At 67.6% G+C, this 22516-nt stretch carries 24 protein-coding genes; 7 read left to right on the plus strand and 17 right to left on the minus strand.

Annotation, left to right across the window (positions count from 1 at the left end; all coding sequences use genetic code 11):
- Positions 1–64: 64 nt before the first annotated feature.
- Positions 65–550: a CarD family transcriptional regulator gene (locus C6I20_RS13160; RefSeq protein ID WP_118396568.1), complete on the minus strand. Its 486-nt coding sequence runs from the start codon at positions 548–550 to the stop codon at positions 65–67.
- 187 nt (positions 551–737) lie between these two features.
- On the opposite strand from C6I20_RS13160, the gene C6I20_RS13165 reads away from it, so the two are divergent.
- Positions 738–1277, plus strand: a complete 540-nt coding sequence (locus C6I20_RS13165; RefSeq protein ID WP_118396570.1) for a hypothetical protein — start codon at positions 738–740, stop codon at positions 1275–1277.
- Positions 1278–1338: 61 nt separating this feature from the next.
- Here the strand turns inward: C6I20_RS13165 and phoU are convergent, their stop codons facing one another.
- On the minus strand, positions 1339–1980 hold the full coding sequence (gene phoU / locus C6I20_RS13170; protein WP_118396572.1) for a phosphate signaling complex protein PhoU: 642 nt from the start codon (positions 1978–1980) through the stop codon (positions 1339–1341).
- A 133-nt stretch (positions 1981–2113) separates the two neighbouring features.
- On the opposite strand from phoU, the gene C6I20_RS13175 reads away from it, so the two are divergent.
- Together C6I20_RS13175 and C6I20_RS13180 are read left to right on the plus strand one after the other, a co-directional pair.
- Positions 2114–3250, plus strand: coding sequence for a cell wall metabolism sensor histidine kinase WalK (locus C6I20_RS13175; RefSeq protein ID WP_118396574.1), 1137 nt, complete (start codon positions 2114–2116; stop codon positions 3248–3250).
- Entirely contained in the window at positions 3247–3927 is a 681-nt protein-coding gene (locus C6I20_RS13180) for a response regulator transcription factor (protein ID WP_118396576.1), read from the plus strand. Before C6I20_RS13175 ends, C6I20_RS13180 begins: the two co-directional genes overlap by 4 nt.
- Positions 3928–3964: 37 nt before the next feature.
- Here C6I20_RS13180 and C6I20_RS13185 read toward each other — a convergent pair whose 3' ends face one another.
- The 3 genes from C6I20_RS13185 to C6I20_RS13195 are packed head-to-tail and all read right to left on the minus strand — an operon-like array spanning position 3965 to position 6423.
- Positions 3965–4708 carry a phosphoglyceromutase gene (locus tag C6I20_RS13185; RefSeq protein WP_118396578.1) on the minus strand — a complete coding sequence of 248 codons (744 nt, stop codon included), beginning with the start codon at positions 4706–4708 and terminating at the stop codon, positions 3965–3967.
- Positions 4709–4726: 18 nt separating this feature from the next.
- Positions 4727–5392, minus strand: coding sequence for a DsbA family protein (locus tag C6I20_RS13190; protein ID WP_118396580.1), 666 nt, complete (start codon positions 5390–5392; stop codon positions 4727–4729).
- A gap of 50 nt (positions 5393–5442) precedes the next feature.
- Entirely contained in the window at positions 5443–6423 is a 981-nt protein-coding gene (locus C6I20_RS13195) for a YeiH family protein (RefSeq protein ID WP_162891324.1), read from the minus strand.
- Between the two features lie 76 nt (positions 6424–6499).
- On the opposite strand from C6I20_RS13195, the gene C6I20_RS13200 reads away from it, so the two are divergent.
- On the plus strand, positions 6500–7375 hold the full coding sequence (locus C6I20_RS13200; protein ID WP_216822889.1) for a LysR family transcriptional regulator: 876 nt from the start codon (positions 6500–6502) through the stop codon (positions 7373–7375).
- An 11-nt stretch (positions 7376–7386) separates the two neighbouring features.
- Here C6I20_RS13200 and C6I20_RS13205 read toward each other — a convergent pair whose 3' ends face one another.
- Both C6I20_RS13205 and mshA read right to left on the minus strand, forming a co-directional pair.
- On the minus strand, positions 7387–7872 hold the full coding sequence (locus C6I20_RS13205) for a YbjN domain-containing protein (protein WP_118396586.1): 486 nt from the start codon (positions 7870–7872) through the stop codon (positions 7387–7389).
- The gene (gene mshA / locus C6I20_RS13210) at positions 7869–9131 is read right to left on the minus strand and encodes a D-inositol-3-phosphate glycosyltransferase (RefSeq protein WP_118396588.1); all 1263 of its coding nucleotides are present in this window, start codon (positions 9129–9131) and stop codon (positions 7869–7871) included. The genes C6I20_RS13205 and mshA overlap by 4 nt, the downstream gene beginning before the upstream one ends.
- Positions 9132–9210: 79 nt before the next feature.
- On the opposite strand from mshA, the gene C6I20_RS13215 reads away from it, so the two are divergent.
- Both C6I20_RS13215 and C6I20_RS13220 read left to right on the plus strand, forming a co-directional pair.
- Positions 9211–9948 carry an SDR family NAD(P)-dependent oxidoreductase gene (locus tag C6I20_RS13215; RefSeq protein ID WP_118398922.1) on the plus strand — a complete coding sequence of 246 codons (738 nt, stop codon included), beginning with the start codon at positions 9211–9213 and terminating at the stop codon, positions 9946–9948.
- Between the two features lie 81 nt (positions 9949–10029).
- The gene (locus C6I20_RS13220) at positions 10030–11724 is read left to right on the plus strand and encodes a BCCT family transporter (RefSeq protein WP_118396590.1); all 1695 of its coding nucleotides are present in this window, start codon (positions 10030–10032) and stop codon (positions 11722–11724) included.
- Positions 11725–11784: 60 nt separating this feature from the next.
- Here the strand turns inward: C6I20_RS13220 and C6I20_RS13225 are convergent, their stop codons facing one another.
- Positions 11785–13332, minus strand: coding sequence for a DHA2 family efflux MFS transporter permease subunit (locus C6I20_RS13225; RefSeq protein ID WP_118396592.1), 1548 nt, complete (start codon positions 13330–13332; stop codon positions 11785–11787).
- Positions 13329–13799: a MarR family winged helix-turn-helix transcriptional regulator gene (locus C6I20_RS13230; RefSeq protein ID WP_216822890.1), complete on the minus strand. Its 471-nt coding sequence runs from the start codon at positions 13797–13799 to the stop codon at positions 13329–13331. Before C6I20_RS13230 ends, C6I20_RS13225 begins: the two co-directional genes overlap by 4 nt.
- 159 nt (positions 13800–13958) lie before the next feature.
- Here C6I20_RS13230 and typA point away from each other — a divergent pair, with 159 nt between their 5' ends.
- A complete protein-coding gene (gene typA / locus C6I20_RS13235; RefSeq protein ID WP_118396594.1) occupies positions 13959–15824 on the plus strand; it encodes a translational GTPase TypA in 1866 nt (621 codons plus the stop codon).
- 22 nt (positions 15825–15846) lie between these two features.
- Here typA and C6I20_RS13240 read toward each other — a convergent pair whose 3' ends face one another.
- From C6I20_RS13240 to C6I20_RS13275, 8 genes are all read right to left on the minus strand, one after another.
- The gene (locus C6I20_RS13240; RefSeq protein WP_118396596.1) at positions 15847–16836 is read right to left on the minus strand and encodes a hypothetical protein; all 990 of its coding nucleotides are present in this window, start codon (positions 16834–16836) and stop codon (positions 15847–15849) included.
- Between the two features lie 178 nt (positions 16837–17014).
- Positions 17015–17638, minus strand: coding sequence for an alpha-ketoglutarate-dependent dioxygenase AlkB (locus tag C6I20_RS13245; protein ID WP_118396598.1), 624 nt, complete (start codon positions 17636–17638; stop codon positions 17015–17017).
- A 39-nt stretch (positions 17639–17677) separates the two neighbouring features.
- The gene (locus tag C6I20_RS13250) at positions 17678–19252 is read right to left on the minus strand and encodes an ABC transporter permease (protein ID WP_118396600.1); all 1575 of its coding nucleotides are present in this window, start codon (positions 19250–19252) and stop codon (positions 17678–17680) included.
- Positions 19249–20142 (minus strand): ABC transporter ATP-binding protein, encoded by an 894-nt coding sequence (locus C6I20_RS13255; protein ID WP_118396602.1) that lies wholly within the window; start codon positions 20140–20142, stop codon positions 19249–19251. The genes C6I20_RS13250 and C6I20_RS13255 overlap by 4 nt, the downstream gene beginning before the upstream one ends.
- Before the next feature lie 51 nt (positions 20143–20193).
- Positions 20194–20457, minus strand: coding sequence for a DUF2516 family protein (locus C6I20_RS13260; RefSeq protein WP_118396604.1), 264 nt, complete (start codon positions 20455–20457; stop codon positions 20194–20196).
- A gap of 71 nt (positions 20458–20528) precedes the next feature.
- Positions 20529–21080 (minus strand): hypothetical protein, encoded by a 552-nt coding sequence (locus tag C6I20_RS17420; RefSeq protein ID WP_216822891.1) that lies wholly within the window; start codon positions 21078–21080, stop codon positions 20529–20531.
- The gene (locus C6I20_RS13270; RefSeq protein ID WP_118396607.1) at positions 21077–21487 is read right to left on the minus strand and encodes a helix-turn-helix domain-containing protein; all 411 of its coding nucleotides are present in this window, start codon (positions 21485–21487) and stop codon (positions 21077–21079) included. The genes C6I20_RS17420 and C6I20_RS13270 overlap by 4 nt, the downstream gene beginning before the upstream one ends.
- 76 nt (positions 21488–21563) lie before the next feature.
- Positions 21564–22493 (minus strand): asparaginase, encoded by a 930-nt coding sequence (locus tag C6I20_RS13275; protein WP_118396609.1) that lies wholly within the window; start codon positions 22491–22493, stop codon positions 21564–21566.
- Positions 22494–22516: the final 23 nt, after the last annotated feature.

Below are 22516 nucleotides of genomic sequence, written 5' to 3' on the forward strand. Positions count from 1 at the left end.
ATCAACCCACGACATGACGAAGCCCCCGCCTCGAGGAGACGGGGGCTTGCGTACGTGGATCAGCTCAGGAGGCGAGGACCTCGTCGAGCCGAGTCTCAGCCTTGTCCTCGTTGGTCTTCTCGGCCAGCGCGAGCTCAGAGACCAAGATCTGACGGGCCTTGGCCAGCATGCGCTTCTCGCCAGCCGACAGTCCGCGCTCGTGATCGCGACGCCACAGGTCGCGGACGACCTCGGCGACCTTCAGCACGTCACCGGAGTGCAGCTTCTCGAGGTTGGCCTTGTAGCGCCGCGACCAGTTGGTCGGCTCCTCGACATGCTCGGCGCGCAGCACTCCGAAGACCTGCTCGAGTCCCGCTTCATCGACGACATCGCGAACTCCGACCAGATCGAGGTTGCACGCGGGGACACGGACCACCAGATCGTTCTGCGAGACGATCCGCAGGACAAGGTATTCACGCTCCTCGCCCTTGATCGTCCGGGTCTCGATGTCCTCGATGACTGCCGCACCGTGATTGGGATAGACAACGGTTTCGCCGACAGCAAAAGTCATAGAGAAAACACCCTTCGTAGGTGACAAGGATAACATGTGCGACCGACAACCATCCCTGTCGTTTCAGGGCATCAGTGCCATACCAGACGCGGTCACAGCAGGTCAAAGGCAAAGCCGGCGCGCTCCTCGGATACCATCAGCAGCGCCCCTCCGAATGCATGAACCACCGACCGAAAGCAGTGATCTGGTGAGCACCGTACGACGACGCCGCCTCGCGGCCACCGCCCTCGCCGTGACAGCGACCTTGACCCTCGGCGGATGTGGCACCGGATTCGGCGCCCAGACCAATCAGGTCTACCAGCCCGGAGTTGGCGCCAACCACCGCGGCGACATGGACGTGCTCAACACCCTGTTCGTCATGAACGCGGACGAGTCCGCCACGTTGTCGGCCAGCATCGCGAACAACACCGACTCCGACCAGACCCTCTCGTCGATCAGCGTCACGACACTGGACGACCAGGAGCTGCAGGTCCGCAGCGCCACGACGGTCCTCCTGCCGCTACCGGCTGGCGACCTCACGACTGTCGGCGGCGCGTCCGATGCGGGCGGCCTCCAGATCAGCGCGGGCGCCACCGCGGGCCTCTACGTCCGCGTGACCCTGAACTTCAGCGACGCAGCGCCGGTCACGATCCAGGCACCTGTCGTCGCCCGGACCGCCGAGTACGCCAAGGTTGCCGGGAGCGACGGACTCGCGCCGTCCGACGTCAGCGGCGAGGGCTCGGAGTAGACCCAGCCAGGCACACGAAGGCCCCCTCCGAGAACCGGAGGGGGCCTTCGTACGTGCTCGATCAGCTGATCTGACCGGTCACCAGGTAGACGACACGGCGGGCCATCGAGACCGCGTGGTCACCGATGCGCTCGTAGTAGCGCGCCAGCAGCGCCAGGTCGACGGCCGGCTCGACGCCGTACGCCCAGTCGTCACCCAGGAGCGCGCGCAGGAGCTCCTTGCGCAGACGATCCATCTCGTCGTCCTCGTCCTCGAGCTGGCCCGCGGCGTCGACGTTGCGGTTGGCCACGATCCGCGAGGCGGAGTCGATCATCGAGTCGGCCACGGTGGCCATCGCGACGATGGTCGGGTGCAGGTGCGCGGGGACAGCGGAATCGGGCATACGGCGTCGGGCCACCTTCGCCACGTGCACGGACAGATCGCCCATGCGCTGCAGGTCGGTGAGCATGCGCAAGGTCGCCACGAGCTGCCGCAGGTCGGTCGCGACCGGCTGCTGGGTGGCGAGCAGGAGCAGTGTCCGCTCTTCGATGATCTCGGTCGCTTCGTCGATGTCCCGGTCGCCGGCGATCACGGACTCAGCGATCTGGGCGTCTGCTTGGAGCAGCGCCTTCGTCGCGTCGGCCACGGCACGTCGGACGGTCCCGGTCAGGTTCACCAGGTCGTCGACGATGGCATCGAGCTGTTCGTAATACTGATCACGCATGTGCCCCACCTTAGAGAGCGGGGGTGAACAAAGGGCGACCCCCGGTGAACGTGATGTGAACAGCAACCGAAAGGCCCGCCGCCGCAGGTCCACAGTGGACTGATCTGACGCTTCGCCCCCTACGATCAACCGTGTGGACACCAGTGCAGGAGTGTTGATCGCCGGCGCGATCGGCGCCGTCGTCGGCGCGATGATCACGTACCTCTGGCGGTTCAGCGAGCGTCGGGCCGCTGCGGTGCCCGAACCTGCCCCCCTCGTGCCGCCCGGTGCCGAGCTCGTCCTGTCCGTGCTGTCGTCCTCCGCGGTGCTGATCGACTCGTCGGACACCGTCGTCAAGGCATCGGCGCCGGCCGTGGCGATGGGCATCGTCCACGACGACCGCCTGGAGCCTGACGAGCTCATGTCCCTCGTGCGGCAGGTGCGCCGCGACGGCCAGGTGCGGGAGGCCGACATCTCGCTGCAGCCCCGCCGCGGCACCACCTCGTACGTCCATGCCCGCGTCGCGCCACTGACCTCACGCCTGATCCTGGTGCTCGCCCACGACCGCACCCGCGAGCACCGGGTCGAGTCGATCCGCCGCGACTTCGTCGCGAACGTGAGCCACGAGCTCAAGACTCCCGTCGGCGCCCTCAACCTCCTCGCCGAGGCCGTCGGAGAGGCCAAGGACGATCCCGAGGCCGTGGTCCGCTTCTCCGGCCGCATGCACCTGGAGAGCGAGCGGCTGACCCGCCTCGTCCAGCAGATCATCGACCTGTCCCGGCTGCAGAACGACATCCTCAGCGACGACGCGACGACGATCAAGATCGGCGAGCTGGTCTCGGAGGCCACTGAGCACTCCGCCACCGAGGCCGAGCACAAGAACATCGTCATCGCGACCTCGGTCGAGCCCGAGCTCTATGTGCACGGCGACCGCGGTCAGCTGCACGCCGCGGTGAGCAACCTGGTCGAGAACGCCGTGACCTACAGCCCCGAGGGGTCGAGGGTGACCGTGACGGCGCAGGCCGATGACGAGGACGTCCGGCTGACCGTGACCGACAACGGCATCGGCATCCCGGGTGACGAGCTCGACCGGATCTTCGAGCGTTTCTACCGCGTCGACCCGGCGCGGGCCCGAGCGACGGGTGGCACCGGGCTGGGGTTGTCGATCGTCAAGCACGTCGCCGCCAGCAACGGGGGCACGGTCGAGGTCTGGAGCGAGCCGGGACTCGGCTCGTCGTTCACGCTGGTCCTGCCGGCCCACCGACATGAGATGGATGAGGAGAACGCGTGACGAAGGTACTGGTCGTAGAGGACGAGACGAGCTACAGCGAGGCGCTGTCGTACGTCCTGCGCAAGGAAGGTTTCGAGGTTGCGATCGCCGAGACCGGCCCTGATGCCCTGACCGAGTTCGACCGGGGTGGGGCAGACATCGTGCTGCTCGACCTGATGCTGCCCGGCCTGTCAGGCACCGAGGTGTGCCGCGCGTTGCGGCTGATCTCCTCGGTACCGATCATCATGGTCAGCGCCAAGGACACCGAGGTCGACAAGGTCGTCGGGCTGGAGCTCGGCGCCGACGACTACGTCACGAAGCCGTACTCGCCGCGCGAGCTCGTCGCCCGCATCAAGGCCGTCCTGCGTCGCGGCATGGTCGACGAAGTGGACGACAATGCCTCGCTCGAGCACGGACGTGTCCGCATGGACGTCGACCGCCACCTCGTGACGATCGACGGCGCGGAGACCCGGTTCCCGCTCAAGGAGTTCGAGCTGCTGGAGTACTTCTTGCGCAACCCCGGCCGCGTGCTGACCCGCGGGCAGCTCATCGACCGGGTCTGGGGCGCTGACTACGTCGGCGACACCAAGACGCTCGACGTCCACGTCAAGCGTCTGCGGGCCAAGATCGAGACCGATCCTGCCAACCCCCTCACGCTGACCACCGTGCGGGGCTTGGGCTACAAGTACGACACCTGAGCCGAAGGCGTCTCGCCCCCCGACGCGGAGGCGCCGCTCAGCGGCCTTGGTTGGCCACTGCGGCGATCGCGTCGGCGGCGGCCTGGGGGTCGAGGTACGTGCCGCCCGGGACGGTCGGCTTGAGGTCGGCGTCGAGCTCGTAGACCAGCGGGATGCCGGTCGGGATGTTGAGCCCGACGACGGCGTCCTCGCTGAGGCCGTCGAGGTGCTTGACCAGGGCGCGCAGCGAGTTGCCGTGCGCGGTCACCAGGACCACGCGATCGTCAAGCAGGTCCGGGACGATCGAGTCATACCAGTAGGGCAGCATCCGGTCGAGCACGTCGGCGAGGCACTCGGTGCGTGGCAGGAGCTCGTCGGGCAATGCGACGTAGCGCGGGTCGGCGGCCTGGCTGAACTCGGAGTCGTCGGCCAAGGCCGGCGGTGCCACGTCGTAGGACCGACGCCAGGTCATGAACTGCTCTTCGCCGAACTCGGCGAGCGTCGCCTTCTTGTCCTTGCCCTGCAGTGCGCCGTAGTGACGTTCGTTGAGCCGCCACGACCGCTTGACCGGGATCCAGTGCCGGTCGATGCCGTTGAGCACGATCTCGGCCGTACGGATCGCGCGACGCAGCAGCGAGGTGTGCAGCACGTCCGGCGCAAGGTCGGCCTGCGCCAGGAGTTCGGCGCCGCGCGCGGCCTCGGTGAGACCCTGCTCGTTGAGGTCGACATCGACCCAACCGGTGAACAGGTTCTTGGCGTTCCACTCGCTGTGGCCGTGTCGCAGCAGGATCAAGGTGCTCATGGCACCGAGCCTAGGCCTTCACTGGTCCGGCGGACCAGCGGCCTTCCAGTCCCGATGGATCTGGGTGAGCGCCTGCACGTAGTCGTTCTGGGAGTGGACGCCCGCGAGGGTCCATTGCTTCTCGACCACGACGTAGGGGAGCTGGGCGATCTCCAGTGCGGCACCGGTCTCGACCTGCGTACGTACCTCGTCGGCGTACTCGTTGCTGGCCAGCAACGCCTCGGCGGTCTCGAGCTCAAGACCGACGAGCGCAGCTCGGGTCGCCAGGGTGAAGTGGTCGCCGATGTCGGCGCCCTCCAGGAAGTGCGCGCGCCACAGCTGGTGGGCGAGATCGCGCTGGAAGCCGGGACCGGCCTCGTCGGCCCAGGTCAGCAGTCGCCACGCGTCGAAGGAGTTGGCCTGCACGGCCTCGTCGAAGTTGAGATCGATGCCGGTGATCCGTGCGGCCGCGGTGACCTGCACGTTGATCAGCTCGGCCTTGTCCAGGCCGCCGAGCTCGTCGGCGGCCGCGTCCATCAGCCGCCGCCCGTCAGTCGGCGACTCCGGCTCGATCTGGAAGGCCCGCAGCGTGAGCTCGACCGGCTCGCCCGTCAGGATCGAGAACATGGCGGCGGCCCGCTCGAACCGGGTCGCGCCGATATACGCCCACGGGTCGACGACGTCGACGAAGATCGTCGCCTTCATGGCTGGTCGGGGAGGTTGCGGTCGGCACTCATCGCGTCAACGGTATCGACTCAGAACAACACACAGGTCATGGCCAGTGAGACCGAGCTGGCCACGACCGTCGAGCAGGCCGCCAACCCCACGACCCGCGGCGGAACGGGGAAGATGACCTTGAGTTGCATGCCGAGGCCCAGACCGAACATCGCCGCGGCGAGCAGCAGGTTGGTCGCGACGTTGGCCCCGTCGAGCGTCCAGGCGGGAAGGATCCCGGTCGTGCGGACCGACGCGGCCACAAGGAACGCGATGACGAACCACGGCAGGAACGGCACCGAGGGGCCGTCCGCCGTGTCGTGCGGGTCGCGCCTGCGCGCCGCGACGTACGCGGGTGCGAGCATCGCCACCCGGCCGAGCTTGATCGTCGTCGCGACGGCGACCGCGGCCGCCCCGGCCGTCGATGCGGCGGCGATGACCTGCGCGACCTCGTGGATCGATGCTCCCGCCCAGACCCCGGTCTGTTGATCGGTCAGGCCGATCGCCCGGGCCACCAGCGGGACCACCACAATCATGGCGCTCCCGAACAGCGTCACCATCGCGATCGCCAGCGCCACGTCTTCAGTCCGACGGCGGATCCCACCCTCGACGGCTGCGATCGCCGCGGCGCCGCAGATCGAGAAGCCTGCCGCGATCAGGGTCACCAGCCCGCGATCGACCCCCATCCGGTCACCGATCAGGCAGGTCGCCGCGAAGGTCACACCCGCGGTGACCAGCACGACAACGAGTCCCGCGAGGCCCAGGTCGAGGATGTCGCCCAGCGGCAGACGGAGCCCCAGCAGGGCCACCCCCAACCGCAGCAGGAGCTTGGTCGCGGAGGCGTGTCCCCGCAACAGCTCCCCGGTTCCCAGCGAGGTGTTGGCGACGATCACCCCGATGACCAGAGCCACCAGCAGCGGGCTCGCGAGAGGCGCGGCACGGTTGACCCCCACCGCGAGCACCGCCACGAGCAGCGGAGCGATCCAGGCGGTGACGGAGGAGGACGTACGAGAAGTGAGCACCCGACCAGCATCGCCCGGCTCCGTCACCGGCGGTAGTAGCCGCACACGGGGCAGCTCATAACGTATCGTTATGAGCATGGATCTCGAATCGCTGCGGCTGATCGTGCTGGTCCAGCAGCACGGCAGCCTCGGCGCGGCTGCGCGCGCGCTTGGCATCAGTCAGCCTGCCGCCAGCGCCCGACTGCGTGCCGTCGAGGCCCGGCACAGCCTGAGCCTGGTCACCCGTTCCCCACGCGGCTCTGTCCTCACCGACGACGGCCGGGCCGTGTGCGCCTGGGCCGAGCGGGTCATCACCGAGGCGGATCACCTGGAGGCGGGCCTCGCGGCTCTCGGGACTCGGCGGCGTGGTGACCTCAAGGTCGCCGCGAGCCTGACGATCGCCGAGTACCTGATGCCGCGCTGGCTGGCCGACCTCCGGCGGCTGCAGCCCGAGGTCCACGCCGGCCTCGTGGTCGTCAACAGCACCGACGTCATGGCTCAGGTGCGCTCGAGTCGTGTCCGGATCGGCTTCATCGAGAGCCCCGCGTTGGACAGCGACCTGCACTCGCGTGTCGTCGGCCACGACCGGCTCGCCGTCGTCGTCCCGCACGGCCACCCGTGGGCCGGCCGGGACGACCCGATCGGCCCGGAGGAGCTCGCGGCCTCGGCCCTCGTGGTGCGGGAGCCCGGGAGCGGCACCCGCGAGACCTTCGATCGCGCCGTCGGCGCCCAGCCGCTCATCGCGATGCAGGCAGGCTCGACGGCCGCGATCCTCGGCGCCGCCGCCAACGGTGTCGGGCCAGGCATCGTGTCCGAGATCGCGGCTCGACAGGCGATCTCGTCGGGCTCGCTCGTCGACGTCGCGGTGTCGGTCGACCTGAGCCGCACGCTACGGGCGGTCTGGCTCGGATCCGAGCGTCTCCGCTCCCCCGCTCGGGACCTGGTCGAGATCGCCTCCCGCGGCAAAAGCTGAGCGTGGGCCGATCAGCCCTGCGGGCGGAGGTGCTTGAATGCGTCGAGGTTGCGGGTCGACTCGCCGCGGGATTCACGCCACTCCCACTCCTTGCGGATCGACGACGCGAACCCCAGCTCGAGGATCGTGTTGAAGGACTCGTCGGCGTACGTCAGCACGGCGCCCAGTACCCGGTCGATCTCGGCACCGGTCACGGCGTGCAGAGCGAGCCGACCGTCAAGGTAGATGTCCCCCGCGGAATCGACCGCGAACGCGACTCCGAACATCTTGAGGTTGCGCTCCAGCAGCCACCGGTAGACGACCTGGTGGTTCTCGTCCGGATTGCGGCACACGAACGCGTGGACACCCAGGGCGTGCTTGCCGATCTCTAGGCGGCACGACGTCTGGAGCTTGCGCTCACCCGGCAGAGTGACCTCGAACGAGCCGGGGCGGTGCTCGGTGTACTCCAGCTCAGCCGCCTTGAGGGCGTCGATGATCGTGGCACGCACGTCGGTCATGACTGGTCCTCCTGCTCGATGCGGTGCGATTCGATGGCTTCCTCGTAGACCTGCAGAGTGCGGTCGGCGGTCACGTCCCAGCCAAAGCCCTCGGCGTGGCGGACGGCCTTCTGGCTCATCGCCTCACGCAGCTCGGGATCGGTCAGCACGGGGTGCAGCGCTGAGGCATAGTCGGCCGGGTCGTGCCCGTCGACCAGCACCCCAGTGACTCCGTCGGACACCGCGGTCGGCAACCCCCCGACTCGTGCCGCCACGACTGGCGACCCGCAGGCCTGGGCTTCCAGGGCGACGAGGCCGAAGGACTCGTTGTAGGACGGGACACACACCACGGTGGAGGCGGCGTACCAATCCGCAAGTCCGCGCTGATCCACAGTGGGGACGAATCGCACGATGTCACGGATGCCGAGCGCGTTGCTCAGGTCGACCAGTGAGGTGGGCTGCTCGAGCCCCGCGCCGGATGCTCCGCCGACGATCGCCACGACGAGACGATCGCGCAACGACGGATCGAGCTCGAGCAGAACCGCGGCGGCCCGCAGCACGATGTCGGGGGCCTTGAGCGGCTGGATCCGACCGGCGAACAGCAGCAGCGCCGCATCAGCGGGGATCCCGAGGCCGGCCCGCGCTTCGGACTGGCTCCTGACTCGAAAGACCTCCAGGTCCACGCCCGGGTGCACAACTGCGACCCGGGACGGCTCCGCGTCGTACATCTCGATCAGCTCGCGGCGCTCTTCCACGGTGTTGGCGATCAGCCGGTCGGCGAGTCGGACGATCTCCTCCTCGCCATAGATGCGGCCGATCGGCTCCGCCGCATCACCCTCGGCAAGCAGGGCATTCTTGACCTTGGCCATGGTGTGCATGGTGTGGACCAGCGGCACGTTCCAGCGCTCGCGCGCGACGGTGCCGACCTGGCCGGAGAGCCAGTAGTGCGAGTGCACCAGATCGAAATGCCCCGGCTCGCGCTCCACCTCGACCCGCAGCACGTCCCGCACGAACGAGCACAGCTGGGACGGCAGGTCATTCTTCTCCAGGCCCTCGAACGGTCCGGCAGCGACGTGATGGACCCGGATGCCTGGCGACACGTCGACGACCTGCGGCTGGTGTCGCGACGTCGCGCGGGTGAAGATCTCGACCTCGATCCCACGGGACGCGAGCTGTCTAGACAGCTCGAGCACGTAGACGTTCATGCCGCCGGCATCGCCATCACCCGGCTGCTCCAGCGGTGACGTGTGCGCCGAAAGCATCGCGATTCGCTTGAGCATGGATCAGCCCGCCTTTCGGATCCATCGTCTCACCCGGCTCCCAGCCTGCATCCTCACGCCTGTCTGGCACGATGACCGCATGATCAATGCTGTCGTCACCGGAGCAAGCAGCGGCATCGGCGCTGCGACCGCCCGCGCCCTCGCCCAGGCCGGCTATCACGTCTTCTGCGTCGCACGCCGCACCGAGCGCATCGAGGCCCTGGCCACGGAGATCGGCGGCACGGCAGTCACCTGTGACGTCACGGACGAGGCCCAGGTTGCCGCTCTCGCCGAGGCCGTCGGACCGACGCTCAACCTCCTGCTCAACAATGCTGGCGGCGCGATCGGCACCGACCAGGTGGCCACCAGCAATCCCGACGACTGGCGTCGCATGTACGAGGTCAATGTCATCGGCACGTTGCTGGTGACCCGTGCGCTGCTGCCCGCCCTCGTCGCGAGCGGCGCCGGGACCCTGGTCAACCTCGGCTCGACGGCCGGCCGCATCGCGTACGAGGGCGGCGGCGGCTACACGGCGGCCAAGCATGGCGTCGCAGTCATGACCGAGACGCTGCGCCTGGAGCTCAACGGTCAGCCGGTGCGTGTGACCGAGATCGCGCCGGGCATGGTGCGCACCGACGAGTTCTCGCTCAACCGATTCGGGGGCGACGAGGACAAGGCGGCCTCGATCTACGCCGGTGTCCGCGAGCCGCTCGTCGCCGAGGACATCGCTGACGCAATCGTGTGGGTCGCAACCCGACCACAGCACGTCAACGTCGACCTCCTGGTGCTCAAGCCGATCGCTCAGGCGGCCCAGCACAAGGTGCACAGAAGCGGCTGAAAGGCCGCTCGCGATTTGACCTATCGTCCTCATTCGGGAAATGTGGAGGACCCACCCCCCCCCTACATTGAGGTCACACCTATGTCAAGCATTAAGCGTGACAATCAGGAAAGGATCCCGTGGCGCTCTCAGATTGCGCCCGGAGTGTTCTTCCCCGCTCTCATCATTCTGGGGCTCGTCGTCCTGATCAGCATCCTGTTCCCCGACGCGACCGGAGACGCCCTGGGATCCGCCCAGAGCAGCGTCATCGGCGACATCGGCTGGTACTACACCCTGACTGTCACCGGATTTGTCGTCTTCGCCCTCTGGATGGGCATCGGTCGATTCGGTGACATCAAGCTCGGCAAGGACGATGACGAACCCGAGTTCAGCCTCAAGGCCTGGTTCGCGATGCTGTTCGCGGCAGGCATGGGCATCGGCCTGGTGTTCTGGGGTGCTGCCGAGCCACTGACGTTCTTCACCGACCCCAAGCCGGGCGTGACCGGCACCGAGGCCGAGCTCGCTCAGAAGGCGATGTCGCAGGTCTTCCTGCACTGGGGCCTGCACGCATGGGCCATCTACGTCGTCGTCGGACTGTCGATGGCGTACGCGATCCACCGCAAGGGACGCTCGGTCTCGATGCGCTGGACGCTGGAGCCGCTCCTGGGTGACCGGGTCAAGGGCCGGCTCGGCGACGCGATCGACGTCGTCGCGATCGTCGGCACCGTCGCGGGAGTCGCGACCTCGCTCGGACTCGGTGTCCAGCAGATCACGGCTGGCTTCGTCCACCTCGGCCTGATCGATGAGGGTACGGACACGATCCGCGTCCTGCTGATCGTCGCGATCACGAGCCTCGCAGTCATCTCCGTCGTCAGCGGCCTCGGCCGCGGCATCAAGTGGCTGTCCAACATCAACCTTGGCCTCGCGGCAGGACTGCTCCTGCTCGTGCTGATCCTCGGTCCGACCCTGTTCCTGCTGCGCAGCTTCGTGCAGAACCTCGGAGGCTACGCCGCCGACATCGTCCCGCTGAGCTTCAACACGAGCGCATTCGCTGGTGACGATGGCATTCAGTGGCAGGGCTGGTGGACGACGTTCTACTGGGGCTGGTGGATGTCTTGGGCGCCGTTCGTCGGCATCTTCATCGCCCGCATCTCAAAGGGCCGTACGATCCGGGAGTTCGTCGCGGGCGTCCTCCTCGTGCCCACCTTGGTCTCGGCCCTGTGGTTCAGCGTCCTCGGTGGCGCCGCGATCCTGCGGCAGATGGAGGTCGGTGACCTCACCAACTCCGACGGTGGCATCACCAGCGAGAACGTGCTGTTCGACCTGCTCGGTAGCCTGCCCGGCGGTGCGATCCTCTCCGGACTCGCGATCATCCTCGTCACGATCTTCTTCGTGACGTCGTCCGACAGCGGATCGCTCGTGGTCGACATGCTCGCCTCCGGCGGAGACCCCCAGCCGCCGACGTGGAGCCGCATCCTGTGGGCCGTCATCGAGGGCCTCGTCGCCATCGCGCTGATGCTGGCAGGCGGTCTGGCTGCCCTGCAGACCGGGGCGATCCTGACCGCGGTCCCCTTCAGCGTCATCATGATCGCGATGTGTTTCGCGACCTATCGTGCGCTCAAGGCCGAGCGCACCGAGATCCTGCGCCTTGGCCGTCGCGCTCGTGAGCGCGAGATGGCGATCGAGGTGGGTGACACGGTGAAGGATCACTTCGTGGACAACTTCGACGACCACTTCGGTGGTCCGGTCGACGAGCGCATCGACCGTGCGCTCGAGGAGCAGTCCGACTCGAGCTGATCCACACACACGAAGGGGCCCCACCGGACAACCGGTGGGGCCCCTTCGTCGTTGCGCCGGTCAGTGCATCATGGCCGGCGGCACCGTCGTGTCGTCCTCGAGGTGGTTGGGCTGCTTCCGGCGAGGCAGGAACGCCGCCGGTATGAGCGTCAGGACCACGAGAGCCCAGGCGACCCAGAAGGTCGAGCCGAACGCACTGGCGGCCTGATCGAAGCCCTGCGCGATGTTGCTCGCCCCGACCTTGTCGAGGATCGACGAATCCCGGACCGAGCCGATCGCCGCGTTGGCGAACTCTCCGTCGTTGAGGTGGTTGGTCAGGATCACCGACATCACCGCGACTCCGACCGAGCTGGCGATCTGCTGCGAGATGTTGAGCAGGGTCGACCCCCGCGCCACCTGATGGTTGTTGAGCGTCTTGAGCGCCGAGGTGAACAGCGGCATCATCGTCGCCCCCATGCCCAGGCCCATCACGAACAGTGCCGGGATGAGGATCCAGTACGAGGTGCTGGCATCGATCTGGGTCAGCGGGAACATGCCGATGACGATGAGCGTCAGGCCGACCGGGATGATCCGCCCGACCGGGATCTTGTCGACCAGCGAGCCGGCGATCGGCATCGTGACGATCGCTCCGACACCCTGCGCGACCATGAGCCAGCCCGCGGCCGTCGTGGACTCACCACGGATCTGCTGGAAGTAGGTCGGCACGAGCAGCAGCCCACCGAAGAAGGCCGCGCCGAACAAGAACATCGTGACGATGGAGAACGTCAGGTTGCGATCCTTGAACAGCCGCAGATCCAGCAGCGGGTGCTCCGGGCGGAAGGCATGGAACACGAAGGCGATGATCAGCAGGACACCGGCCACGACGCTGACCCACACCTTGGGAGCGCCGAAATCGCCGCCCTCACCCGGGAGGGAGGAGATGCCGAACAGGAACGCAGCGAGACCCGGTGACAGGAGAGCCATGCCGAAGAAGTCGAAGGACTCCGAGGGCACCGGCGCATCCTTCGGGAGGACCATCCACGAGTAGATGATCGCCGCAATGCCCAGGGGCAGGTTGATCAGGAAGATCCAGTGCCACGAGGCCTGGTCGATCAGGACGCCGCCGATGATCGGTCCGGCGATTGGGCCGAGCATCATCGGGATGCCGAGGATCGCCATGACGCGTCCCATGCGCTGCGGGCCCGCGGCGCGCGTCATGATCGTCATGCCCAGCGGCATCAGCATGCCGCCACCGAGGCCCTGCAGGACCCGGAACACGATCAGCATGTTGATGTCGGTCGCCATCGCGCAGAGTGCGGAACCGAGCGTGAACAGAGTGATCGCGGTGATGTAGAGGCGCTTGGTACCGAACCGGTCGGCGGCCCAACCGGTCATCGGGATGACGGTGGCCAGCGCCAAGGTGTATGCCGTCACGGTCCAGGCGACGAGCGAGTACTGGAGCTCGCCGTTGCCGTCGGAGAAGACACGCTGAAAGGTCGGCAGTGCAACGTTGACGACCGTGATGTCCAGGATCGACATGATGGCGCCCAGGACGACGACACCGGCCACCTTGAGGACAGCGGCGTCGATCTGATCCGGTAGTTCTTCGTGTGGAGCCGGGGTGGTCATAGGCAGTTCTCCTGTTGGGTGCGCCGGCGCAGGGTGTCGCCGGCGAGGATGTCACTGAGCGCGCGATGCAGGTTGTCGCGCTGGTCCTCGGGCAGGTTTGCCGCGAATTCCTTGATCGACTCCCGCTTGGAGTCGATGTGTTGCAGGCTGAGCTTTTCTCCCGCGTGAGTGAGGGACGCGAGCTTGACCCGGCGGTCGTCCGGGCTCTCCCGTCGCTCGACGACGTCGAGCTTGAGCAGCTGTTCGACATTGCGCCCCGTCGCGGCGTCCGACAGACCCAGGGCCGTGGCAATCGTGTGGATCGGCATCGGCCCCCCGTTCTTGGCCAGCAGGAACAGCGTGCGGGCCTGCGAGAACGACAGGTCGAGCTCGACCAGTGCGTCCATGCCGTCGGACTCGGCAAGGTTCATCAGGCGCATGATGAAGTCGTCGAGAGCCGCGTAGAGGTCGTCGGGTGAGGTTGCCACCGAAAGATCCTAACTATCACGCAACCTTTGTGCAAGTGAGATATTTGTGAACGAGCAATGGCCGCGAGTGTGCCGCGATTCGTCTCTCAGGCCCGCTCCACGTAGAATGGGCAGGCTCCGGGTTCACTGAGCATCCCCCACGCTGAGGACAGTTTTCGCATGCCCCTACGTTCCGACTTGCGCAACGTCGCAATCGTCGCCCACGTCGACCACGGCAAGACCACGCTGGTCGACGCCATGCTCCAGCAGCAGGGCCACTACGACGAGCACCATCAGCTCGCCGAGCGCGCCATGGACTCCGGCGATCTGGAGCGCGAGAAGGGCATCACGATCCTCGCGAAGAACACCGCCGTTCGCTACAGCGGCCCCGGCGCCCCCGAGGGTGGCGTCACGATCAACATCATCGACACCCCCGGCCACGCCGACTTCGGTGGCGAGGTCGAGCGCGGCCTCTCGATGGTCGACGCGGTCATCCTGCTGGTCGATGCCTCAGAGGGCCCCCTCCCGCAGACCCGCTTCGTGCTGCGCAAGGCCCTTGCCGCACACATGCCGGTCGTGCTGGTCGTCAACAAGGTCGACCGTCCCGACTCGCGCATCGCCGAGGTCGTCGACGAGACGTACGAGCTGTTCCTGGACCTGCTCGAGGACGGTGCCAGCGAGGACGCCCTCGACTTCCCCGTCGTCTACGCCTCCGCACGCGCCGGGCGCGCGTCGCTGACGCAGCCCGAAGACGGTGGCATGCCTGACAGCGACAACCTCATTCCGCTGTTCCAGACGATCATGGATGCCGTGCCGGCGCCCGAGTACACCGAGGGCGCACCGCTGCAGGCGCACGTGACCAACCTGGACGCCTCGCCGTTCCTCGGTCGCCTCGCCCTCGTCCGCGTCTTCCAGGGCACCCTCAAGAAGGGCGCGCAGGTCGCCTGGATGAAGCACGACGGCACGGTCGAGAAGGTCAAGATCACCGAGCTTCTCGTCACCAAGGAGCTCGAGCGCGTGCCCGGCGAGAGCGCAGGTCCCGGCGACATCGTCGCGATCGCGGGCATCCCTGACATCACGATCGGTGAGACCCTGGCCGACCCCGACAACCCGATCGCGCTGCCGCTCATCACGGTCGACCAGCCGGCGATCTCGATGACGATCGGCACCAACACGTCGCCGCTCGCCGGACGCGAGAAGGGCACCAAGGTCACGGCCCGCCTGGTCAAGGACCGGCTCGACCGCGAGCTCATCGGTAACGTCTCGCTCAAGGTGCTCGAGACCGAGCGTCCTGACGCTTGGGAGGTCCAGGGCCGCGGCGAGCTCGCGCTGGCCATCCTCGTCGAGCAGATGCGTCGCGAGGGATATGAGCTGACTGTCGGGAAGCCGCAGGTCGTCACCCGCGAGGTCAACGGCAAGATCCACGAGCCGATGGAACGCCTGACGATCGACGCACCCGAGGAGTACCTCGGCGCGATCACGCAGCTGCTGGCGGTCCGCCGCGGTCGCATGGAGCAGATGATCAACCACGGCACCGGCTGGGTCCGCATGGAGTTCATCGTCCCGGCACGTGGCCTGATCGGTTTCCGTACCGAGTTCCTCACCGACACCCGCGGCACCGGCATCGCGCACCAGACGTTCGAGAAGTACGAGCCGTGGGCCGGCGACATCTCGACCCGCCCCTCAGGCTCGCTCGTCTCGGACCGCTCGGGTGCCGCGACGTCGTACGCCATGACCAACATCCAGGAGCGCGGCACGCTGTTCATCGAGCCGGCCACCGAGGTCTATGAGGGCATGATCGTCGGCGAGAACTCGCGCGCCGACGACATGGACATCAACATCGTCCGTGAGAAGAAGCAGACCAACGTCCGCTCGAACGCCGACGAGTTCGAGAAGCTCGTGCCGCCGCGCAAGCTGTCGCTCGAGCAGTCGCTGGAGTTCTGCCGCGAGGACGAGTGCGTCGAGGTCACCCCGGCCAACGTCCGGATCCGCAAGATCATCCTCGACGCGACCGTGCGCAACCGCGCCAACCGCACCAAGAAGTAACCCTGGGCGGTGGGTTAGTCGCCTATCCCCTCGGCAGCGGTGAGTCAGTCGCCCATCCGGCTTCGGATGGGCGACTGGGCCACCGCCCCGCGCGAATCGGGAGGAACAACTCGTCCCACCGGTCGCCGAAGACGGGCGCCGGCCCGACGTAGCCGAGCTCCAGCATCCTGGTGTGGATCCGCATGATCATGACTTTCGGCCTGCCGAGCATCTCACTCGTCACCTGGAGGTAGTCGATCGTGTGGCGCCGGAACGCCGCATATCGGTGGATGTCCCGGTTGAACTGCGCGATGCTCTCAGCGTGCTGTCGGCCCTCGTACTCCAGCGCCAGCATCACGCAACGGATCAACAGGTCGACAATCCCCAGGAGCTCACCGTCGACCACGACCTCGATGTTGGTCTCCGGCCGTGGCAGCCCCGCCGCGACGACGCACGAGCGCACCTCGGACTCCTTGAGCGATCGCGACCCTCCGTCGAGCAGCGGTAGAACACGCCGCGACTGGCGTGCACCCGGACGCCACTGCTGTGCGCGCGCCACCTCGCCGACCTCGATCGTGGTCATGTGCCGGTGGTGCAGCAGCCAGTCGCCGACCTTGATCGCATCGATGAGGCGGGCCGTGGCGCAGTACTGGATGAACGCTGCCGCAGGTGTCACCCCGATCGCGTCAAGTGGTGGCAGCACCTCAGTCCGGTGGAGGAAGACTCCCGGCATGTGGATATGCAGATCCCCACTGACGGTGAACCTGACCGGCCGGACCGCGCCGACGTCCAGTCCCAGCGCCTGGATACGAGAGAGGTGGCTGAGCTGCGCCCGTGGAGACATCGCCAAGGACGAGGCGGTGATCCAGTCGAGGTCGCTCATCTCGTGATCGCGATGTGCCCAGACCCGCGGGAGCACCCGCGTCCAAATCGGGCCGTTGAGCATGTCGGGGGTGACACCGAACGAGATGGCCTCGGACTGGTGGAACGGTCGACGCCGAAGGGTCTCCGGCACGAAGGGATGCGGTGGCATACGTACCACCTGACGTCCCCCGTCCGGGCGCCGCGACGCTGAACTGCAACGCTGTGGAAACGCTCGCGGCCCCGGCCCGCTGTGGAGAGGTAGGTGGGTCGCCTTTCCCGCGCCGGATAGCCGACACATCCACCGCTCACAGAGGCGATAGCCGAGCAAGTCACCGCCCCCGGGAGGGCTAGAGGACATTGCGGGGACGGAACTGGACGCTGATGCGGGGTCCGACGGGCTTCGCGGTCTTGAGGATCGCGTGGTCCCACGTGCGCTGGCACGAGCCGCCCATCACCACGAGATCGCCGTGCCCGAGCGAGAAGCCGATCTGCTCGCCGCCGTCACGCGGACGCAGTGAGAGCCGACGGGCGGCGCCCAACGAGACGATGGCGACCATCGTGTCGGCCGACCGTCCGCGGCCGATCCGGTCACCGTGCCACGCGACGCTGTCCCGGCCGTCGCGGTAGTAGCAGAGCCCCGCGGTCGCGAACCGCTCGCCGAGCTCGGTCTCGTAGTGGTCACCCAGCTGTTCACGCGCGTCGCGCAGCAAGGGGGCGGGCAGCTCCGCTCCGCTGTCGTAGTGGCACAGCAGCCTCGGCACGTCGACCATGCGGTCGTACATCTCACGATTCTCGGCCCGCCACGGCACCTCCGCCTGCAGACGCAGGAACAACTCGTCGGAGCCGGCAACCCAACCCGGCATGACATCGACCCAGGCGCCGCGGCTGAGCACGGTGCGACGGACCGTCAGCGCGTTGAGCTCCGTCGGTCGTCCCGCATCGAGCAGGGAGCCCTGGAAGAAGTCCTCCATGGGTAGAGCGTACGCCAGTTCGAACGCCTGTTCTATCTTCTAGCCGATGTCGCGGCGCTCCAACGCCACCATGCCGCCGATCCCGGCGAGCCCCGCCAGCATCGCGACCACCAGCAGCGGCATGGGTCGCAGGTCCTCCGCGGGCAGCAGCGCGAGGTGGTGAAACGGTGAGACATTCTGCACCCAGCCCGGGAGCCGGAGCGCGGCGCCGAACAGCATCACGACGACGCAGAGGCCCAGGAAGAACCAACCGACCGATCCCCACCTGGTGCGGGTGCCGTACGCGAGCCACGCGACCCCCGCCAGCAGCAGCACCGGCACGACGTACTGCACCGTCGCTCCGGTCAGCCGGAGCACTGCCCCGGAGTCGCCCGCCACGATTCCGAAGCCCAGCCCCAGACCCAGTCCGGCGGCCAGCAGGACGATCACCGTCCCCAGGACCGTGACGGCCAGCTGCGACAGCGCCCAGCTTCGTCGCGAGACCGCGGTGGCGAGCAGCAGCTCGGCGAAGTACGCCGCTTCCTCGCCCCGCAGCCGCAGCACCGACGAGATCGCGAATCCAGCGCCAACAAGCCCCAGCATCAAGGCCGTCGTGGCGTAGAACGAGTCGACCAGCGATCCCCCACCCTGAGCAAACATGTCCGCCGCGAACTGCGAGTCGCCGACGAGGTCACCCACGCTGTCGCCGATCGACCCGTACGCAACGCCCATCAGCGCCAGCCCGGCGGTCCAGCCCACGACGCTCCCGCGCTGCAGCCGCCAGGCGAGCGCGAACGTCGAGCCAAGCTCGCCACGCGATGGCCCCGGACGAGCCTGCAGCACTCCGCTGCCGATGTCGCGGTGGTCGAACAGCTGGACGGCGACGACACCCAGTACGCCGATCGCGCCGAGCGACAGCAGCGCCGGCCACCACGTCTCACCCGCGTAGGCCCGCATGTACTGACCCCAGCCGATCGGCGAGAGCCACGACAGCGCACCATTGCCCAGATCGCCGATCGCACGCAGCGCGTAGGCGATGCCAATGGCCGCACCGGTGATGCCGTACGCGCCGCGGGTGCTCGCCGCGAGCTGGACCGCGACCAGCGCGACCCCGGCGAAGACCAGGCCAGCCAGCCCCGCGGCGAGCGCGACGACGATCGATCCCTCCACCGGCAGGTCGTACGACACCAGGCTGCCCGCGAGCAGCAGGACCAGCAGCACGTTCGCGATGAACGCGACCAGCGCGGCAGCCGCCATCGGGGCGTGGCGACCGATCGCGGCAGCCCGCACGAGCTCGTCGCGGCCGCTCTCCTCCTCGGCACGGGTGTGCCGACCGATGAGGAACATGCTCATGAGCCCGGCGATGACTGCACCGAACGCCGCAGACTGCCACGCAACCTGTCCGCCGATCGTGTCGAGGGCCCGCGCGGGGCCGGCCATCGCGATGAACGCGGCATTGCCCTCCATGCTGGCGGCGGCCTTGGAGAGCTCGGCCTGCGACGGGTAGAGGCCGTCCACGCTGACCGCCTGCGAGTAGTAGATCGAGACGTTTCCCAGGATCCACCAGAGCATCATGAGTCGGTCCCGGCGGAGGTGGAACCGCAGCAACGCCAGCGTCCCGGCGAACGCCGTCACGACGGGACCTCCTCGCCGTAGTGGCGCAGGAACAGCTCCTCCAACGTCGGCGGCTGGCTCGTGAGCGTCCGCACGCCGAACCGGCCGAGCGCCTCCAGGGCCGCGCCGAGCTGCAGCGTGTCGACCTCGAACGCCGCCCGGTTGCCATCGACCACCAGGCCGTGAACGCCGGTCAGCCGGTCAAGGCCCGACGGCGTCTCGGCGAGCTCGGCGTTGACCGAGGTGCGGGTGAGGTGGCGCAGGTCGGCCAGCGTCCCGGACTCGACCGTGCGACCGGCGCGAATGATGCTGACCTTGTCGCACAACCGCTCGACCTCGGCGAGGATGTGGCTCGAGAGCAGCACCGACCGGCCGTCGTCCTTGAACTCCTCGACGCAGTCGGTGAACGCCGCCTCCATCAAGGGGTCGAGACCCGAGGTCGGCTCGTCGAGGATCAGCAGGTCGACGTCGGATGCCAGGGCCGCGACGAGGGCGACCTTCTGCCGGTTGCCCTTGGAGTACGTCCGCGACTTCTTGGTCGGGTCCAGCTCGAATCGATCGACGAGCATGGCGCGGCGCTTCTCGTTGAGCCCCCCGCGGAGCCGACCGAGCAGGTCGATGACCTCGCCACCGGAGAGGCCGGGCCAGAGGTTGACGTCGCCCGGAACGTACGCCAGTCGGCGGTGCAGTGCCGCGGCGTCGCGCCACGGATCCTGCCCGAAGAGCGTGACGGTGCCGGCGTCGGCACGCAGCAAGCCCAGCAGGACCCGGATCGTGGTCGACTTGCCCGATCCGTTGGGGCCCAGGAACCCGTGCACCTCGCCACGCGGGACCCGCAGGTCAAGGCCATCGAGTGCGGTCGTCCGGCCGAACCGTTTCACGAGTCCGGCGATGTCGATGACAGTCTCCATGCCACCGACGGTACTCATGCGGTTCGGCGTGCAGCCGGTGCCCGCTGGTCGTCAGTGCGAGGAACCGCGCACCTGGGCGAGGTAGACCAGCGCGGCAACGGTGCCGAGCAGGTTGAGCAGTCCCAGTGGGGCCCACCACAGCAGGTGGGCCAGCACCGCGAGCACCAGGATGATGATCCAGGTCTGCTTGGGCAGCGTCTCGATGTAGGTGAATTGAGCCGATGGCCTGGCGACGGAGTCGACCAGGGCAAAGCCCTTGGCTGCGAACAGCGCGATGGACAAGATGATCATCACGTTGCTCTGGATCTCGAACATGCCCGAAGGCTATCGGGCGACGAAAGAGGCGGGCCCCCGGTCGGGGACCCGCCTCTTTCGATTCGGAGGGATCAAGCCTTCGCGGCAGGAGCCTTCGCGGCAGGAGCCTTCGTGGCCTCGGGGGCCTTCTTGGCGGCCGGAGCCTTCTTCGCAGCAGGCGCCTTCTTGGCGGCCGGAGCCTTCTTCGCAGCAGGCGCCTTCTTGGCGGCCGGAGCCTTCTTCGCAGCAGGCGCCTTCTTGGCCGGCTCCGGCGTCTTCTTGACGGCGGTGTCAACCTTCTCGGCAGCCTTGCGTACCGAGGTCGGCGCCTTCGACGTCACCTTGGTGACGGTGTTCTTGGCGTCCGTCACGAGCTGCTCAGCGCGCTTCTGCGCCTCGTCGGCGAAGCCCTTGGCCTGCTTGGTGTAGTCCTCGACGCTGCCGTTGGCGTGGGCAACGAGCTTCTCGCTGCGCTTGGCGAGGTCGGCGTACGCGCTCGTCGCGGTGCCGAGGGCGGTCGTGGCGAAGTCCTGGGCCTGCTTCTGCAGGTCGGACACGTCGAGCTTCTTCAGGGTGTCCTGAAGTGCCTTGACGTCGTCGACGATGGACTTGACCTGGGTGTTGATCGTGTCGGTGATGCTCATATTTCCTCCTGGTTGGCTTCGGTCACTGTTGCGGCCAGCTCGGTGTCCGATGCTTCGTCGGTGCCGACGAAGGAGCGATAGATATCGAGCAGCGCAGTCTTCTGACGCTCTGTGAGACGGGGGTCGAGGGCTATGGCGTCCTCGACCATCCGGGCTCCGCTCTCGTCGGCATCGAGGATGCCGGCACGAACGTAGAGCGACTCGGCGGAGATTCGCAGCGCCTTGGCGATCTGCTGCAGTACCTCTGCCGAAGGTCGGCGCAGACCTCGTTCGATCTGGCTGAGATACGGATTGGAGACATCCGTCAACTCGGCCAGTTGTCGAAGCGACATCTGTGCCTGACCTCGCTGCTCACGCAGATATTCGCCGAGTCCCTCGACTGTCCTCTGCATGCTCAACTTGGCCATGCCTCCAGTTTGCTTGCAAAAGTTAGCAAATGCAAGCAGAGCCGCTAGCGATGTGCGTCACACGCGTTTACGCAGGTCAGAAGGTCAATCGGAGCTCGCCCACGGATCGGCCGCCGCCCAGGACCTGTGGCCGCTCGCGCAGCATCGGCGCCTCGAGACCAGCCAGCTCAAGAGCCCGCCCCATGACCGCATAGAGGGGTCGCTCCGCGCCGTCCTCGATCTTGACGGCGTACGCCGAACCGTCAGGCAGTCCAGCCACGTAGACGCTTTCGGCACCGGACTTCGCGATCAGGCCGGGGAACGCCAGCATCAGGTCGCGCTCCTCACGTGTCGTGCCGCTGACGTACTCGGGGTGCGCGACCATGGCCCCCACGAGCCGCGCGCCGTGGCTTCCGTTCGGGCTCTGCACGATCCGGCCGATGGCGCTGGCCAGCCGCTGGAGCGACGTGCCCAGCAGCGGCGCCCCGCACCCGTCCATGCCGATCGCCGCGGGGGGACCGTCCGTGAGCTCGGTGAACGTTGCGGTGATCTCCTGCTGCAACGGGTGATCCGGGTCCAGATAGCTCGCAGTCGGCCAGTCCCGCGTGACGCAGGTCAGCAGCATCGCGGCGTGCTTGCCCGAGCAGTCCATGCAGATTGCTGCTCGTCGGCCACCGGCGCGGAGGTAGTCCGCGTGCGTGTGCGGGTCGAGCGGGTACGACGGCGGTGTCTGCAGGGCCGTCTCGTCCAGCCCGGCCAGTGCCAGGATCTCGCGCACGCCGTCCAGGTGCAGCTGCTCACCCGAGTGGCTCGCCGACGACAGCGCCAGCAGCCGGCCGTCGAGCGGCAGACCGGCACGCAACATGCCGAGCGCCTGGATCGGCTTGTTCGACGACCGGGGGAACACCACGGTGCTCGGATCACCGATCGACCAGGTCACCTCTCCAGCGGGGTCGACCCCGACGGCGACGCCACGATGACGACTCTCCACGAACCCGGAACGCACGATCTCGGCAAGGACATCCATCCCGCCAGAGTAGAAGACATCGG

It is taken from the genome of Aeromicrobium sp. A1-2 (assembly GCF_003443875.1).
Classification (GTDB): Bacteria; Actinomycetota; Actinomycetes; order Propionibacteriales; family Nocardioidaceae; genus Aeromicrobium.

Bases quoted from the DNA above. Each gene is read 5' to 3' on its own strand.
- C6I20_RS13160 (WP_118396568.1), bottom strand. From the start codon at position 550: ATGACTTTTGCTGTCGGCGAAACCGTTGTCTATCCCAATCACGGTGCG.
- phoU (WP_118396572.1), bottom strand. From the start codon at position 1,980: ATGCGTGATCAGTATTACGAACAGCTCGATGCCATCGTCGACGACCTG.
- C6I20_RS13185 (WP_118396578.1), bottom strand. From the start codon at position 4,708: ATGAGCACCTTGATCCTGCTGCGACACGGCCACAGCGAGTGGAACGCC.
- C6I20_RS13190 (WP_118396580.1), bottom strand. From the start codon at position 5,392: ATGAAGGCGACGATCTTCGTCGACGTCGTCGACCCGTGGGCGTATATC.
- C6I20_RS13200 (WP_216822889.1), top strand. From the start codon at position 6,500: ATGGATCTCGAATCGCTGCGGCTGATCGTGCTGGTCCAGCAGCACGGC.
- C6I20_RS13205 (WP_118396586.1), bottom strand. From the start codon at position 7,872: ATGACCGACGTGCGTGCCACGATCATCGACGCCCTCAAGGCGGCTGAG.
- mshA (WP_118396588.1), bottom strand. From the start codon at position 9,131: ATGCTCAAGCGAATCGCGATGCTTTCGGCGCACACGTCACCGCTGGAG.
- C6I20_RS13215 (WP_118398922.1), top strand. From the start codon at position 9,211: ATGATCAATGCTGTCGTCACCGGAGCAAGCAGCGGCATCGGCGCTGCG.
- C6I20_RS13220 (WP_118396590.1), top strand. From the start codon at position 10,030: ATGTCAAGCATTAAGCGTGACAATCAGGAAAGGATCCCGTGGCGCTCT.
- C6I20_RS13225 (WP_118396592.1), bottom strand. From the start codon at position 13,332: ATGACCACCCCGGCTCCACACGAAGAACTACCGGATCAGATCGACGCC.
- typA (WP_118396594.1), top strand. From the start codon at position 13,959: ATGCCCCTACGTTCCGACTTGCGCAACGTCGCAATCGTCGCCCACGTC.
- C6I20_RS13240 (WP_118396596.1), bottom strand. From the start codon at position 16,836: ATGCCACCGCATCCCTTCGTGCCGGAGACCCTTCGGCGTCGACCGTTC.
- C6I20_RS13245 (WP_118396598.1), bottom strand. From the start codon at position 17,638: ATGGAGGACTTCTTCCAGGGCTCCCTGCTCGATGCGGGACGACCGACG.
- C6I20_RS13255 (WP_118396602.1), bottom strand. From the start codon at position 20,142: ATGGAGACTGTCATCGACATCGCCGGACTCGTGAAACGGTTCGGCCGG.
- C6I20_RS13260 (WP_118396604.1), bottom strand. From the start codon at position 20,457: ATGTTCGAGATCCAGAGCAACGTGATGATCATCTTGTCCATCGCGCTG.
- C6I20_RS17420 (WP_216822891.1), bottom strand. From the start codon at position 21,080: ATGAGCATCACCGACACGATCAACACCCAGGTCAAGTCCATCGTCGAC.
- C6I20_RS13270 (WP_118396607.1), bottom strand. From the start codon at position 21,487: ATGGCCAAGTTGAGCATGCAGAGGACAGTCGAGGGACTCGGCGAATAT.
- C6I20_RS13275 (WP_118396609.1), bottom strand. From the start codon at position 22,493: ATGGATGTCCTTGCCGAGATCGTGCGTTCCGGGTTCGTGGAGAGTCGT.